This window comes from Blautia sp. CAG:257, assembly GCF_000433815.1.
Lineage (GTDB): Bacteria > Bacillota > Clostridia > Lachnospirales > Lachnospiraceae > Blautia_A > Blautia_A caecimuris.
Genome location: NZ_HF998981.1, coordinates 1 through 16,228, shown reverse-complemented (window position 1 = coordinate 16,228; position 16,228 = coordinate 1). Strand labels below are relative to the sequence as shown.

14 protein-coding genes are annotated in these 16,228 nt (G+C 43.7%); 13 read left to right on the top strand and 1 reads right to left on the bottom strand.

All coding sequences use genetic code 11. The annotated features are described in order from the left end of the window. Window positions 1-47 precede the first annotated feature (47 nt). Window positions 48-1,085 (bottom strand): LacI family DNA-binding transcriptional regulator, encoded by a 1,038-nt coding sequence (locus tag QVP40_RS00565; protein WP_022066568.1) that lies wholly within the window; start codon window positions 1,083-1,085, stop codon window positions 48-50. Between the two features lie 362 nt (window positions 1,086-1,447). Between QVP40_RS00565 and QVP40_RS00560 the strand changes: the two genes are divergently transcribed. The 13 genes from QVP40_RS00560 to lysS all read left to right on the top strand — a co-directional run. Continuing rightward, on the top strand, window positions 1,448-1,699 hold the full coding sequence (locus tag QVP40_RS00560; protein ID WP_022066567.1) for a helix-turn-helix domain-containing protein: 252 nt from the start codon (window positions 1,448-1,450) through the stop codon (window positions 1,697-1,699). A 128-nt stretch (window positions 1,700-1,827) separates the two neighbouring features. Continuing rightward, window positions 1,828-2,673, top strand: coding sequence for a CvfB family protein (locus tag QVP40_RS00555; protein WP_022066566.1), 846 nt, complete (start codon window positions 1,828-1,830; stop codon window positions 2,671-2,673). Window positions 2,674-2,683: 10 nt separating this feature from the next. Beyond that, entirely contained in the window at window positions 2,684-6,151 is a 3,468-nt protein-coding gene (locus QVP40_RS00550; RefSeq protein WP_022066565.1) for a DNA polymerase III subunit alpha, read from the top strand. Window positions 6,152-6,778: 627 nt separating this feature from the next. Then, the gene (pfkA, locus tag QVP40_RS00545; RefSeq protein ID WP_022066564.1) at window positions 6,779-7,780 is read left to right on the top strand and encodes a 6-phosphofructokinase; all 1,002 of its coding nucleotides are present in this window, start codon (window positions 6,779-6,781) and stop codon (window positions 7,778-7,780) included. A 65-nt stretch (window positions 7,781-7,845) separates the two neighbouring features. Next, a complete protein-coding gene (locus tag QVP40_RS00540) occupies window positions 7,846-8,625 on the top strand; it encodes a TrmH family RNA methyltransferase (protein WP_022066563.1) in 780 nt (259 codons plus the stop codon). A gap of 39 nt (window positions 8,626-8,664) precedes the next feature. After that, window positions 8,665-9,114 (top strand): NfeD family protein, encoded by a 450-nt coding sequence (locus tag QVP40_RS00535; protein WP_022066562.1) that lies wholly within the window; start codon window positions 8,665-8,667, stop codon window positions 9,112-9,114. Between the two features lie 2 nt (window positions 9,115-9,116). Then, complete coding sequence (locus QVP40_RS00530; protein WP_022066561.1) at window positions 9,117-10,082, top strand: SPFH domain-containing protein; 966 nt, start codon at window positions 9,117-9,119, stop codon at window positions 10,080-10,082. A 46-nt stretch (window positions 10,083-10,128) separates the two neighbouring features. Next, entirely contained in the window at window positions 10,129-11,130 is a 1,002-nt protein-coding gene (argF, locus tag QVP40_RS00525; RefSeq protein WP_022066560.1) for an ornithine carbamoyltransferase, read from the top strand. Beyond that, the gene (locus tag QVP40_RS00520) at window positions 11,130-11,924 is read left to right on the top strand and encodes a biotin--[acetyl-CoA-carboxylase] ligase (protein WP_022066559.1); all 795 of its coding nucleotides are present in this window, start codon (window positions 11,130-11,132) and stop codon (window positions 11,922-11,924) included. Before argF ends, QVP40_RS00520 begins: the two co-directional genes overlap by 1 nt. 225 nt (window positions 11,925-12,149) lie before the next feature. Then, the gene (locus QVP40_RS00515; protein WP_022066558.1) at window positions 12,150-12,551 is read left to right on the top strand and encodes a DUF6145 family protein; all 402 of its coding nucleotides are present in this window, start codon (window positions 12,150-12,152) and stop codon (window positions 12,549-12,551) included. 9 nt (window positions 12,552-12,560) lie between these two features. Beyond that, window positions 12,561-13,547, top strand: a complete 987-nt coding sequence (gene dusB, locus QVP40_RS00510; RefSeq protein WP_147599983.1) for a tRNA dihydrouridine synthase DusB — start codon at window positions 12,561-12,563, stop codon at window positions 13,545-13,547. A 184-nt stretch (window positions 13,548-13,731) separates the two neighbouring features. Continuing rightward, entirely contained in the window at window positions 13,732-14,214 is a 483-nt protein-coding gene (gene greA / locus QVP40_RS00505; RefSeq protein WP_022066556.1) for a transcription elongation factor GreA, read from the top strand. Between the two features lie 182 nt (window positions 14,215-14,396). Then, the coding region (gene lysS / locus QVP40_RS00500) for a lysine--tRNA ligase (protein WP_288200046.1) at window positions 14,397-16,228 on the top strand (1,832 nt) is incomplete at its 3' end.

Genomic DNA, 16,228 nt, shown 5'->3' with positions numbered 1-16,228 from the left:
TCTTCCTCCTTTTTTATAACTTATTTTTATATGTAATCCTTATGGAATTACTTACTTTGATTAGGCACTGTACATGATTTGCGAATAATAAGCTCTGGATTCAACTTCTTGCATTCATAATCAATGGTTTCTTCTGGTTCACCAATTAATTCAAATAAACGTCTGGTAGCCTGTTTTCCAATTTCAGTAATTGGCTGTTCAATTGTTGTAATATCCAAAAGTTCATTATATTCCTCATCATCCCACACCAGAAGTGAAATATCCTGCGGAATTTTCATATGTCTTTCTTTTAAATCCAGTAAAACTCCACTGCAAAGACTATTATTTAAAATATATAATGCGGTAACATCTGAATGTTCTTTCAGGAAGTTATGGCAGACTTTTCTGCTCATTTTATCTGAAAGCTCATCTACACTGGCTATCAGTGCTTCATCAAATTTTACTTTTGCATCTGTGAGAGCTGCTCTATATCCCTTAATGCGTTCCTGAACTGTAGAGAAATTCGATGTGGCAATAATACCGATTTTTTTATGTCCCATATTCAAAAGATACTGTGTCGCTTTATAAGAAGCGTCAAAATTTTCGCTCTGTATCACATCTCGATTGATTCCTGGTATATTTCGGTCTACAAAAACGATTGGCAGCTTTCCTATATAAAATTCTCTGTATTTTTCATCCATACTGCCATCAGCTCTGTATGCTGACATAAGAATTACACCATCTACTTTTTTGCTGTTCAGATCTTTGAGATGCTTCAGTTCTTTTTCTATATCTTCATGCGTTGTACATATCAGAACATTATAGCCCTTCTTCTGAGCTTCCTTCTCCACTGCATATACTAATGCTGTAGAATATGTATTTCTGATACTTCCAATAACAACTGCGATTGTCTTCGTTGACTGTGATCTAAGACCTCTGGCGATAAGATTTGGTTGATAATCTAATTGTCTAACAGCTTCCAGAACTCTTTCTTTAGCTTTTTCAGATACACTTCCATAATTTCCCACAACGCGCCCTGCGGTTGCCCTGGAAACGCCAGCTAACCTTGCCACATCATCAATTGTAATAGCTCGATCTTCACCCATATTGTTCACCTCAGATTATTTGAGAACGTTCTCAAATATTTCTAAAAAAATAAACGCCTAATTTTTGTCTGATAATTGAGAACGTTCTCAAATGATGTTTATATCATATATTCTTTGTTTGTTTTTGTCAATAGAGTTTGCATAATTTTTTTGATATTTGTATATTATGCATAATTTTGTGGCGTAAATTTCTGCTATATTTTTGTATTGAAAAAAATTTGGGGTTTATATATTGATAGCAAGAATAAAAGCAAATAATAAAAAACTTTCTGTATGCTGAACTTTAGCATATCTTTCCGGGATATGTGTGGTAATGTCAGGAAAATTACTGAAGATTACCACATATCGGGGAGCTTGCATACATGAAGATTTACGATTATCAGGGAAAGAAAAATGTCAGCGGCGACATGATTCGTCAACTGCGAGTAAAGAACCGCATGTCCCAGAATGATCTGGCGGCAAGGGTTCAGGTAGAGGGAGTGATGCTGGAACGGGACAGCATCAGCAGAATAGAAAGCGGAACAAGATTCGTTGCGGATTATGAGTTGTTTGTATTTGCAAAAGTTCTTGGAGTGGATGTTGCATCCTTGCTGGAATTTCAGGAGAAGAAGTAGAGACTGCCGGAAACGGCAGTTTTTTCTGTTATTTAAAGATGTTTTATGATACAATAACACTCATAAAGCTGCTGGTTTGTATCAGATGCGTAAGAAAGATATTCAGAAGCATATTTTGGAGGATTATAATGATAGAAATAGGAAAGAAACAGAAGCTCCTTGTAGTAAAAACCGTAGAATTTGGAGTTTATCTGGCAGAAAATAAGGAGGCGGATGCGAAAAGCCGTGTACTTCTTCCGGTAAAGCAGGTACCTCAGGGAACGAAAGAAGGCGACTGCCTGGAAGTATTTATTTATAAAGATTCACAGGACCGTCTGATTGCCACAACAAGGGAACCTGTGCTTACAGTAGGTCAGACTGCTGTTCTGAAGGTGCGCCAGGTAACAAGAATCGGCGCTTTTCTTGACTGGGGACTGGAGAAGGATCTGCTTCTCCCTTATCATGAGCAGACTGTCCGGGTAAGAGAAGGACAGGAATGTCTGGTAGCCCTTTATGTGGACAAAAGCAGCCGTCTGTGTGCAACAATGAAGGTGTACCCATATCTTGAGAAAAAATCTCCTTATAAAGAAGGAGATCAGGTAAGGGGACGTATCTATCAGGTAAGTGATAATTTTGGTGTGTTTGTGGCAGTTGACGACAGATTTTCCGCATTGATCCCTGCAAGGGAGGCTGCGGGAAAATATCGTCCGGGAACTGTTATGGATCTTCGTGTTTCTGCAGTTAAGGAAGACGGCAAGCTGAATGTGTCCGATCGCCAGAAAGCTTATATTCAGATCAATGAGGATGCGGAAAGCGTCCTTCAGATCATTGAAGAGTTTGCAGGTGTGCTGCCGTTTGACGATAAGGCATCACCGGAGGTGATAAAAAGAGAATTCGGGCTCAGCAAAAACGCTTTTAAGAGAGCGGTAGGCCATCTTCTGAAAGAAGGAAAGATTGAGATCAGAGACCGGAGGATTTATCAGACAAAGAAATAAGGAGCAGATTATGAATTTTACACATCTTCATGTTCATACAGAATACAGTCTTCTGGACGGTTCCAATAAGATCCAGGAATATGTGGCCCGTGTAAAAGAGCTGGGGATGGACAGTGCGGCTATTACGGATCATGGCGTTATGTATGGAGTGATTGATTTTTACAGGGCTGCAAAGGCAGCAGGGATCAATCCCATTCTGGGCTGCGAGGTTTATGTGGCGCCGGGGTCCCGGTTCGACAGAGAAGCAGGAAGCGGTGAGGACCGTTATTATCATCTGGTGCTTCTTGCAGAAAATAATCAGGGCTACAGCAATCTGATGAAGATTGTTTCCAAAGGCTTTGTAGAAGGCTTTTATTATAAACCCAGGGTAGATATTGAGGTTTTGGAAAAGTACCATGAGGGAATTATTGCTCTCAGCGCCTGCCTGGCAGGCGAGGTGGCCAAATATCTTACAAGAGGAATGTACGAGGATGCAAAAGCTGCCGCGCTTCGGTATCAGGATATTTTTGGAAAGGGAAATTTCTTTCTGGAAATGCAGGATCATGGGATTCCTCAGCAGCAGACTGTAAATCAGCAGCTTCTTAAAATGCACAAAGAAACAGGGATCGATCTGGTAGTGACAAATGACGTGCATTACACTCTGGCGGAGGATGCCCAGCCTCATGATGTTCTGCTGTGTCTTCAGACAGGAAAGAAGCTGGCAGATGAAAACCGTATGAGATATGAAGGAGGACAGTATTATGTGAAATCTCCTCAGGAGATGGAAATGCTGTTCCCTTATGCCACAGAGGCGCTGGAAAATACTCATAAGATTGCAGAAAGATGTCATGTGGAAATCGAATTTGGGGTGACAAAACTTCCCAAGTATGACGTGCCGGAAGGCTATACTTCCTGGGAATACCTGAACAAGCTCTGTTTTGAGGGACTTGAGGAACGCTATCAGCCTGTTACCCGGGAACTTTGGGAACGCCTTGACTATGAGCTTTCTACTATTAAAAACATGGGTTATGTGGATTATTTCCTTATTGTATGGGATTTTATCAAATATGCCCGTGACAATGACATTATGGTAGGGCCGGGGCGGGGCTCTGCGGCAGGAAGTCTTGTGGCCTATACTCTGGGAATTACCCAGCTTGACCCCATCCGTTATGACCTTCTTTTTGAGAGATTTCTGAATCCGGAACGAGTTTCCATGCCTGATATTGACGTGGACTTCTGCTTTGAGAGAAGGCAGGAGGTCATTGATTATGTTGTTCGGAAATATGGAAAAGACCGGGTGGTTCAGATTGTAACCTTTGGAACACTGGCTGCCAGAGGTGTGATCCGTGACGTTGGCAGGGTTCTTGATTTGCCTTATGCTCAGGTAGACGCCATTGCCAAAATGATTCCACAGGAATTGAATATTACAATAGACAAGGCTCTTCAGATGAATCCTGAGCTTCGCAAAGCTTATGAAGAGCAGGAGGATATCCACGGGCTGATCGATACGGCAAAACGTCTGGAGGGGCTTCCAAGGCATACGTCCATGCATGCGGCAGGTGTGGTGATCAGCCAGAAGGATGTGGATGAGTACGTACCTTTATCCAGAGCGCAGGACGGCTCTATTACCACACAGTTTACTATGACTACACTGGAAGAACTGGGACTTCTGAAAATGGATTTCCTGGGGCTTCGTACGCTGACTGTCATTCAGAATGCTGTTCATCAGATCGAGAGGACAACTGGAAAACTTCTGGATATGCAGCAGATCGATTACAATGATAAAAAGGTTCTGGATTCTCTGGGGACAGGAAGATCAGACGGTGTGTTTCAGCTGGAAAGTGCGGGAATGAAAAACTTCATGAAGGAGCTGAAGCCGCAAAGCCTTGAGGACGTGATCGCCGGTATTTCCCTTTACCGTCCGGGTCCAATGGACTTTATCCCTCAGTATATCCGGGGCAAAAACCGACCGGATACCATCAGTTATGACTGCTCTCAGCTGGAACCCATTCTGAAACCTACTTACGGTTGTATTGTGTATCAGGAGCAGGTTATGCAGATCGTCCGGAATCTGGCTGGTTACACTCTGGGACGAAGCGATCTTGTGCGCCGCGCCATGTCAAAGAAAAAGGCTTCTGTTATGGAAAAAGAGCGGCAGAATTTTGTGTACGGAAATCAGGAGGAAGGAGTTCCAGGCTGTATTGCCAATGGGATTCCGGAAAAAGTAGCCAATAAGATTTATGATGACATGATCGATTTTGCAAAATATGCGTTTAATAAATCTCATGCGGCAGCTTATGCTGTGGTTTCCTATCAGACTGCTTATCTGAAGTATTATTATCCGGTAGAATTTATGGCGGCGCTTATGACGTCTGTAATAGAAATGCCCAATAAGGTTTCTGAGTATATTCAGGTATGCCGCCAGATGAATATCAGGATTCTTCCTCCTGATGTAAACAGAGGTATCTATGGTTTTTCTGTAGATAATGGAGCAATCCGCTATGGACTTTCTGCCATCAAGAGCGTGGGGCGGCCTGTGATCGAGGCTCTTGTGGAGGAACGTGAAAACAGAGGCCCGTATCTGTCGCTGAAGGATTTTATTCGGAGGCTGACAGGAGTTGTGAATAAAAGGGCTATAGAGAATTTTATCAAAGCAGGAGCAGTTGACTGTCTGGAAGGCAACCGAAGACAGAAAATGACCGTTTACGCACAGATCGTGGACAGTATTGCCCAGGACAAAAAGAATACCGTTGCCGGACAGATGAGCCTTTTTGACTTTGCGGAAGAGGATGTAAAAAAAGATTTTGAGATCCGTATGCCTGATGTGGGAGAATATGATAAGGATACCCTGCTTTCCTATGAAAAGGAGGTTCTTGGTATTTACCTCAGCGGACATCCTCTGGAGCGTTACAGCAGTATGATGGAAAAAATGATCTCTGCAAAAACAACGGATTTCCAGGCGGATGAAGAAGGCGGGATCCCAGGGATCCCAGACGGTCAGAAAGTGATCGTAGGCGGAATGATCGCGGATAAAACAATCAAATATACAAAAACTAGCAAGGTCATGGCGTTTTTTACCCTGGAAGATCTGGTGGGAACAGTAGAAGTTGTTGTTTTCCCCAGAGATTATGAAAAATGGCAGAAATATCTGAATGAGGATGCAAGAGTCTTTGTTCAGGGACATGTGGATGCAGGTGATGACAGGGCGTCCAAGCTGATTCTGGAAAAAGTACGTTCCTTTGACGAAATGCCAAAAGAAGTATGGATCCAGTTTAAGGACAGGGATGATTATGGAAAAAATGAGGAAGAGCTTCTGAGAAATCTGCGTTCGGTGCCGGGAAAGAGCAGTGTTGTGATCTATCTGAAGGATGTCAATGCCATGAAGAGGCTTCCGGCAGGATATCACGTGCAGATCACGGATTCCTGGACAGAAGAGATGAAGGCAAAATATGGCAGCTCCAATGTTAAAGTTGTGGAAAGAGTATTGAAAAACTTTTGAAAATGTGGAAAATCCAATATTTTTGATATGCTGTGATACTAGAATGATACCAGAACATTCCCTGAAAATAAGGTTGACTTTTTACTCAGAATAGCATATGCTAACAGTAGCTAAGAAATGAGATAATCAAGCATGAGCAAAAAACGAAAACCCCGGAAGTCTCGACCACTTCCGGGGTTTTCTGTTCCATTTATGTAAGGCGGCTTAGACCTTTAGGCTGTTACTGCCTTTTGTTTCTGTCCAGCCATTTGCAGATATAGTAGCTGGCTATACCTGCTGTGACAGAAACAAGAAATGAGATAATGATTTCAAACATGAACAGCACCTCCTTCCTGCTGGAGGTTCGGCAGCAATAAAATTATATCACAGCACACATGAGAATGATACGCAAAACTTTAAGGTCTGTTGGCTTGTACAGTTGGAAGTATATTACCTTATTTTTTGTTTTGGATCAAAATAATCAGCATTGCAAAAACATAATGTTTAAGGCGAAAAATTCATACTTACTTTTGGAAAGAGTATTGAAAAACTTCTGAAAATGCTATAAACTATAAACCGAATATGTGTAAAACAGATGGGGTTTTTTGCGCCGAAAGCAGAAAATCCGGAAGATGGAGGAATGAAATCATGGCAGAAAAAACGATAAAAACCATCGGTGTACTGACCAGTGGAGGAGATGCGCCGGGAATGAATGCTGCGATCCGTGCTGTTGTAAGAAGAGGACTGAGCAGCGGATTAAATGTAAAGGGTATTTATAAAGGATATAATGGTCTGTTAAATGAAGAAATTGTAGATATGTCTGCCAAAGATGTGTCTGATACAATTGAGCGCGGCGGTACAATCCTGTATACTGCACGCTGTTCAGAATTCCGTACAGCAGAGGGACAGCAGCGCGGCGCTGAGATCTGCAGAAAGCATGGAATCGATGGTCTTGTTATTATCGGTGGAGACGGTTCTTTTGCAGGAGCTCAGAAACTTGCAAATCTTGGAATCAACACAATCGGCGTACCGGGAACCATTGACCTGGATATTGCATGTACCGAATACACAATTGGCTTTGATACAGCTGTAAATACAGCAATGGAAGCTATTGACAAGGTGCGTGATACTTCTACCTCTCATGAGAGATGCAGTATCATTGAGGTTATGGGACGTAACGCAGGCTACCTTGCAATGTGGTGCGGTATTGCCAATGGCGCAGAGGACGTTCTGATTCCGGAAAAATATGATTATGATGAGCAGAAACTGATCAATAATATTATTGCCAGCCGTAAGGCAGGTAAGAAACATCACATTATTATCAATGCAGAGGGTATCGGTCATTCTGAAGCTATGGCAAAACGTATTGAAGCAGCTACAGGAATCGAGACACGGGCAACTATCCTGGGTCACATGCAGAGAGGCGGAAGCCCTACATGTAAGGACCGTGTATATGCGTCTATGCTGGGTGCGCTTGCAGTCGATCTTCTTGTTGCGGGCAAAAACTGCCGTGTTGTAGGCTATCGTCACGGAGAGTTTGTTGATTTTGATATCAATGAAGCTCTTGCAATGAAAAAAGATGTTTCTCCATATATGTGGGAAATCTGCAATTCACTTTCTCATAACTATGATAAACATGCAAAAAAATAAATAAATTATGATACAACGGAGGCTACCGTCAGGCGGCCTCTATTGTGTATAAAAAGGAGAGTTCCATGATCACCAGTTTACAGAATAATCAGGTAAAAAATATCATTAAACTGAATCAGAAGGCGAAGGCAAGACGGGAACAGGGACTTTTTATTGCAGAAGGCAGAAAGATGTTTCTGGAGGCGCCTCTTCACTGGATTGAAAAGGTTTATGTGTCAGAGACTGTGGAAAAACAGGACACTGAGGTGATGGAAAAAGCTTCCCGGACAGAATGGGAGGCGGTAACAGATTCTGTTTTCAGACAGATGAGTGATACACAGACACCTCAGGGAGTTATGACTGTTCTTCGTAAGCCGTCTTATGAGCCTGAAGATATTCTGAAAGGGAAGAAACCTCTGATCATGGTTCTGGAGGATCTGCAGGATCCGGGAAATGCGGGAACCATTTTCCGTACAGCGGAGGGCGCTGGCGTGGATGGTATTTTTCTTACAAAAACTTGTGTGGATATTACAAATCCCAAAGTGATCCGTGCTACAATGGGATCAGTATACAGAATGCCCTTTGTGTATGTGGAAGATGTGGTATCCCTGAAAGAGATGCTCCGGGACAGGAAAATTCGGTTTTTTGCCGCTCATTTGCAGGGTAAAAATGCCTATCATGAGGAAGACTATACAGGGGGAACTGCTTTTCTCATAGGAAATGAGGGAAAGGGACTGACAGAAGAAGCGGCAGAAGCGGCAGACTGTCTGATACGGATTCCCATGTGCGGTCAGGTGGAATCTCTGAATGCAGCTATGGCTGCCGGGATACTGATGTATGAGGCGGCAAGACAGCGGAGAGGTTAAGCATACCTCTTGAAATGCTTTACGGAAGGGAGGAATTTCATGGAGTTTGTTATGGAACCATTCATGTGGCTTGGAATTGTGGCGCTTTTTCTGGTTATTGAAGCAGTTACTGTGGGACTGACAACCATCTGGTTTGCAGGTGGCGCTTTAGTTGCAGCAGTTGCCTCAGGTCTGGGGGCCAGTCAGGCAGTTCAGTGGATCCTGTTTTTTGCCGTGTCGGTGATACTTCTGATTTTTACCAGACCTCTGGCGGTACGGTATATGAACAGAGGCGTAGAGCGGACTAATGTAAACAGACTGATCGGAGAAAAGGCTGTTGTTATCCAGAAAATCAGTAACCTGGACCAGACCGGACAGGTGAAGGTGGGAGATGTGGAATGGATGGCAAGAACAGAATCTGATGAAATGAAGATTCCGGAAAAGGCAGTGGTGGTGATCAAAGAGGTACAGGGTGTGAAACTTATTGTAGAGGAAGTAAAGGAGGGTTAGTTATGTCATTTCTTGTTTTTATTGTTATTGTAGGAATCATTGCGCTGCTGGTTGCGGCATCCTGCATTAAGATCGTTCCCCAGGCATATGCTATTGTTCTGGAACGTCTTGGCGCATATAAAACAACATGGAATACGGGTATCCATTTTAAAATGCCTTTTATCGAGCGTGTGGCCCGTAAGGTTAATTTAAAGGAGCAGGTAGTGGATTTTCCGCCGCAGCCCGTAATCACCAAAGATAATGTAACAATGCAGATTGACACGGTTGTGTTTTTCCAGATCACAGATCCGAAGCTTTTTGCCTACGGTGTGGAAAATCCGATCATGGCTATCGAAAATCTTTCTGCAACAACACTCCGTAATATTATCGGTGATATGGAACTGGATGAGACACTGACTTCCCGTGAAGTGATCAATACCAGAATGCGGGCGTCTCTTGATGTGGCTACAGACCCATGGGGTATTAAGGTCAACCGAGTAGAACTGAAAAACATCATTCCTCCCGCAGCAATCCAGGATGCAATGGAAAAACAGATGAAGGCAGAGCGTGAACGCCGTGAAGCGATCCTTATTGCAGAGGGCGAAAAGAGATCTACGATCCTTGTGGCGGAAGGTAAAAAACAGTCTGCGATCCTTGACGCAGAGGCAGAGAAGCAGGCGGCTATCCTTCGCGCCGAGGCACAGAAGGAGCGTATGATCCGTGAAGCTGAAGGTCAGGCTGAGGCAGTTCTTAAAGTTCAGAATGCCAATGCAGAAGGTATCCGAATGATCCGTGAAGCAGGAGCCGATCAGGCAGTTCTTACTCTGAAAAGTCTGGAAGCGTTTACAAAGGCTGCAGACGGCAGAGCAACAAAGATCATTATTCCTTCCGAAATCCAGGGACTGGCAGGTCTTGCCACATCTCTGAAGGAATTTGTTACAGATGATAAAAAAGAGCTTCTGGAGAAAATAGTTCCGGATCAGGAATGATCTGAATTTTTTACAGGAGCAATCAGATAAAAGAGGAGAGGTTATTATGAATTTAAAGGGACGGAATTTCCTGACACTGAAGGATTTTACACCGGATGAGATCCGCTATCTTATTGATCTGGCAGCAGATCTGAAAGCAAAGAAAAAGGCCGGAGAGCTTCATGAGTATTACAAAGGAAAAAATATTGCGCTTATTTTTGAAAAAACAAGTACAAGAACCAGATGTGCTTTTGAAGTAGCTGCTCATGATCTTGGTATGGGAAGCACGTATCTGGATCCTTCAGGCTCCCAGATCGGCAAAAAAGAAAGTATTGCAGACACAGCCAGAGTTCTTGGCAGAATGTACGATGGAATTGAGTACAGAGGCTTTGGACAGGAAATTGTTGAGGAGCTTGCCGCTCATGCGGGAGTACCGGTATGGAACGGTCTGACCAATGAGTATCACCCGACACAGATGCTGGCTGATATGCTTACTATCCGCGAGCACTTTGGGGAACTGAAAGGAATCCGTCTTGTATACATGGGAGATGCCCGTTATAATATGGGAAATTCTCTTATGATCGCCTGCGCGAAGCTGGGAATGCACTTTGTTGCCTGCACCACTGAAAAATATTTCCCAAATAAGGAGCTTGTAGAGCTTTGCCGCACCTATGCTGCAGAGTCAGGCGGAAGTATTACCCTTACAGAAAATGTAGAAGAGGGAACCAGAAATGCAGATGTAATTTATACAGATGTATGGGTATCCATGGGAGAGCCTGATGAGGTATGGGAAGAGCGCATTCGTGATCTGACTCCTTATAAGGTAACAAAGGAAGTTATGAAAAATGCCGGAGAGAAGGCAATTTTCCTTCACTGTCTTCCTGCTTTTCATGATCTTAAAACAAAGATCGGAAAGGAAATGGGCGAACGCTTTAATCTGACAGACATGGAGGTAACTGACGAGGTGTTTGAATCCTCACAGTCTCTTGTATTTGACGAGGCAGAGAACCGTATGCATACGATTAAAGCTGTAATGGTTGCAACTCTGGGAGAGCCGGAGAACAGATAATGTATGATCAGGAAACAATTTTAAAAGAAATCAGGACAAAATGGGCGGGCAAAACCGTCCATTTTGCAAAAGAAACAGATTCTACCAATGAATGGGCAAAAAGACTGTCTCAGGAAGGCGCGCCTCATGGAACGCTGGCTGTGGCAGAATTTCAGAGCGCGGGCAAAGGCCGTCTGGGAAGACGCTGGCAGGCGCCGGAAGGAAGTTCTGTTATGATGTCTCTTCTTCTGAAGCCTGAGTTTGAACCCGGGTACGCCTCAATGCTGACTGTAGTGATGGGGCTGAGCGTAGCTCAGGCAATGCAGAAAACCGGAATAGAGGTTTCGATTAAGTGGCCTAATGATGTGGTAATGTCCCGAAGAAAAATCTGTGGAATTCTTACAGAAATGGGATTGAACGGGACTAAGATACGGGAAGTTGTTATTGGTGTGGGGATTAACGTGAATTTAAAAGAAATACCGTCTGAGCTTCAGGACAAAGCGACTTCTCTTTATCTGGAAACCGGAAAGACATATGACCGGATTCAGATTCTGGCTCAGGTGCTGGAATGTTTTGAAGAAAATTATGAGACGTTTATCCGGACCTGCAGCCTTTCCGGAATGGTGGAAGAATATAATAAGCTTCTGGCAAACAGGAATCAGCCTGTCCGTATTCTTGATCCGAATCAGCCCTGGGAGGGAACGGCCCTGGGAATTAATGAACAGGGAGAGCTTCTGGTAAAGGACGAACAGGGTACAATACAGACCGTCCGTGCCGGCGAGGTGTCGGTAAGAGGTTTGTACAGCTATGTGTAATGTTGTTTTCAGATGCATACAGAAGAGACATATTCTGTAAATGGTACAGGGATAAGTCATTACTGCTCACACGGTACTATTCCGTCAGGTGTTTTGGCATGTATTGCCAAAATCCCCAGACATACAGGGCAAAATGTCACCATCGAGAGTGAGTTGGAATGTATTTTGACCAGGTTACTGTGAACGCTAACGAAATAAGAGAAACATCAGGAGGAATATTCAGGAATGTATCAGGATAAAATTGTGCTCTGCGGCGCCAGCGCTTATGAGCAGAAGTATTATTTTAATCAGGATTTCAGTTCTCTGCCGGATGCGGTAAAACAGGAACTGCAGATTATGTGTGTTCTTTATACAGAGGATATCGGAGGAATTCTGACACTGGAGTTTGATGAAGAGGGAAATCTTCAGTTTAAGACAGAGGCGCTTGATGCAGATGCCATGTATGATGAAATCGGAAGCGTTTTAAAGATCAAGCAGCTTCAGAGCGAAAAAAGAGAGCTTCTGGAATCTCTGGAAATGTATTACCGCGTATTTTTCCTTGGGGAAGCGCCGGAGGATGAGAAAACAGAAGATAAATCCGAAGATTCAGAGGGAAAAGCTGTGGATTCTGTGGAAAACGGAGACTGATTTATGGATATGATGTGGAAAATCGGTCAGGTTGAAATAGAAAATCCTTTTGTGCTGGCACCCATGGCAGGGGTAACGGATCTTCCGTTTCGCAGACTTTGCAAGGAACAGGGGGCAGGTCTTCTCTGTACAGAAATGGTCAGTGCAAAAGCAATTTCTTTTCATAATAAAAATACAGCGGCTCTTATGGAGATCGACCCTTCAGAGCATCCTGTGTCTCTTCAGCTTTTTGGCAGTGAACCGGAGCTGATGGCTGAGGTGGCAAAAAGTATTGAAGATCAGCCTTTTGATATTCTGGACATTAATATGGGCTGTCCGGTTCCGAAGGTTGTAAATAATGGAGAGGGTTCTGCTCTTTTGAAAAATCCGGAACTGATCAGAAAAATCGTGACTGCTGTTTCCGGCGCGGTTAAAAAGCCTGTAACAGCAAAAATGAGAATCGGGTTTGAAGGATTTCCTGTAGATCCGGTAGAAATTGCAAAGATCATGGAAGATTCCGGTGCAGCCGCCATTGCAGTCCACGGAAGAACAAGACAGCAGTATTATTCCGGACATGCAGACTGGGATACAATACGCAGAATCAAGGAAGCAGTTTCGGTTCCGGTAATTGGAAACGGAGATGTGGATTCCCCGGAAAAAGCAGAAGCTTTGCTGAAAGAAACCGGATGCGACGCTGTGATGATCGGGCGGGCAGTTCGCGGAAATCCCTGGATTTTCAGAGAAATGAACCATTATTTTTCTACAGGGGAAAAGCTCGGGCGGCCATCCGCTGAGGAAATCCGGGAAGTGATACTGCGTCACGCACGCTGGCAGATCGAGAAAAAAGGAGAGTTTACAGGAATCCGGGAAATGAGAAAGCATGTGGCCTGGTATACGGCTGGCATGAGACACAGCGCCGGGCTCAGAAGAGAGTCAAATCTTATTTCCAGCTATCAGGAGCTGGAAGTGCTTCTGGACCGCATGACAGAACAGAATCTGGGAAATAATCTGCAATAAAAAACGCCGGATTTTTGCCTGAAACAGGGGAGAATCGGGCGCTTTTCCGCTTGACAACAGAGATATATTTGGGTATAATACTGAAATTGTGAATATCCTAGAATAAGACTGCCTTTTGGGCGGTATTACGTATCTGGGAGCTGATGTCCAATAGTCTACGGATATTGAAAGGGAGTAAGGTAATATGGAAGAAAAGAAAAACTTACTAACCTATGCAGGACTTAAAAAGTTAGAGGAAGAGCTGCATGATTTAAAGGTAGTAAAAAGAAAAGAAGTAGCTGAAAAAATCAAAGAAGCCAGAGAGCAGGGCGATCTTTCGGAAAATGCAGAGTATGATGCAGCGAAAGATGAACAGAGAGACATCGAAGCACGTATTGAAGAAATTGAAAAAATACTGAAGAATGCAGAAGTCGTTGTTGAGGACGAGGTGGATCTGGACCGTATCAGCGTAGGCTGTAAGGTAAAAGTCCATGACTATGACTTTGAAGAAGATATGGAATTAAAAATCGTAGGTTCCACAGAGGCAAACAGCCTGGAAGGCAAAATCTCCAATGAGTCTCCGGTAGGAAAAGCGCTGATCGGCGCTCATACAGGGGATATTGTGGAAGTTGAAATGCCTGCGGGAATCATGAAGTACAAAGTTCTGGAAATCCAGCGCAACGTGTAGCGAGGAAGGAAAGAAAGCACGAACGAAGTGAGTATTTTCTTTCACCCGAGCGTACATCGACGAAATAGGAAGTCCGCAAGGACGTTTTCCTGCGAAGCAGGGAAATTTCGGAGATGAGAGGAAGGAAGAAAAGCACGAAGGAAGCAAACGCAGAATATTTACAAAAACAAGGAGGCACGGAAGTGGCAGAGCAGAAGAAGCAGCAGGAACAGGATCTGAACCAGTTGCTGAAGGTACGCCGGGAAAAACTGGCAGATCTGCAGGCAAACGGGAAAGATCCCTTCAAAATCGTAAAATATGATGTGACACATCATAGCCAGGAAATTAAAGATCATTTTGATGAGCTTGAAAGTCAGACAGTTACAATAGCGGGCCGTATGATGTCCAAACGTGTAATGGGAAAAGCTTCTTTTTGTCATGTACAGGATCTGGAGGGAAGCATCCAGTCTTATGTGGCAAGAGACAGCCTGGGAGAAGAAGCTTATAAAGATTTCAAAAAACTTGACGTAGGTGATGTGATCGGCATCAGAGGAGAGGTTTTCCGCACAAAAACAGGCGAGATCTCTATTCATGCTGCAGAGGTTACTCTTCTGTCCAAGAGCCTCCAGATTCTTCCGGAGAAATTCCACGGTCTGACAAACACAGATCTTCGTTATCGTCAGAGATATGTGGATCTTATCATGAATCCGGAAGTAAAGGATACATTTATCAAACGTTCCAAAATCTTAAGCGCTATCCGTACTTATCTGGCAGGCGAAGGATTTATGGAAGTGGAAACTCCTATGCTTGTTTCCAATGCAGGCGGAGCCGCTGCAAGACCTTTTGAAACACATTTCAATGCACTTGACGAGGATCTGAAGCTCCGTATTTCTCTGGAGCTTTATCTGAAACGCCTTATTGTAGGCGGACTTGAAAAAGTATATGAGATCGGACGTGTATTCCGTAATGAGGGTCTTGATACCCGTCACAATCCGGAGTTTACACTGATGGAGCTTTATCAGGCATATACAGATTATCACGGCATGATGGATCTGACAGAAAATCTTTACCGTTATGTTGCCCAGGCAGTTCTGGGAACAACAAAGATTTCCTATAACGGAATTGAGATGGATCTGGGCAAGCCGTTTGAAAGAATTACCATGCTTGATGCTGTTAAAAAGTATTCAGGTGTTGATTTCAATGAGATCCATACCCTGGAAGAAGCAAGAGCAGCAGCGGACGAGCATCATGTACAGTATGAGGAGCGCCATAAGAAGGGCGATATCCTGAATCTCTTCTTTGAGGAGTTTGTAGAGGATCATCTGATCCAGCCTACCTTTGTTATGGATCATCCGGTGGAGATTTCTCCGCTTACAAAGAAAAAACCGGAAAATCCGGATTATGTAGAGCGTTTTGAGTTCTTTATGAACGGATGGGAAATGGCAAATGCATATTCCGAGCTGAACGATCCTATTGACCAGCGCGAGCGTTTTAAAGCTCAGGAAGAGCTTCTGGCGCAGGGAGATGAGGAAGCAAACACAACAGATGAAGACTTTATGCATGCTCTGGAGCTTGGTATGCCTCCTACAGGCGGAATCGGCTTCGGAATCGACCGTATGTGCATGCTTCTTACTGACAGTCAGGCGATCAGAGACGTGCTGCTTTTCCCGACAATGAAGTCCTTAGATGGTGTAAATAAGAAAAATGATGTAAATAATACAGCTTCTGAAGCACCTGAAAAAAATGTAAAAACTGAGTCTGAAAAGATTGATTTTTCTAAGGTAAAGGTAGAGCCTTTATTTGAGGAATTTGTTGATTTTGATACATTCAGTAAGTCAGATTTCCGTGCAGTAAAGGTTAAAGAGTGTGTTGCAGTACCGAAGTCAAAGAAACTGTTACAGTTTACTCTTGATGACGGAACAGGCACAGACAGAACCATTTTAAGCGGTATTCACGCTTATTATGAGCCTGAAGAACTGGTTGGAAAGACGCTTATCGCTATCACAAATCTTCCACCGAGAGCTATGATGGGCAT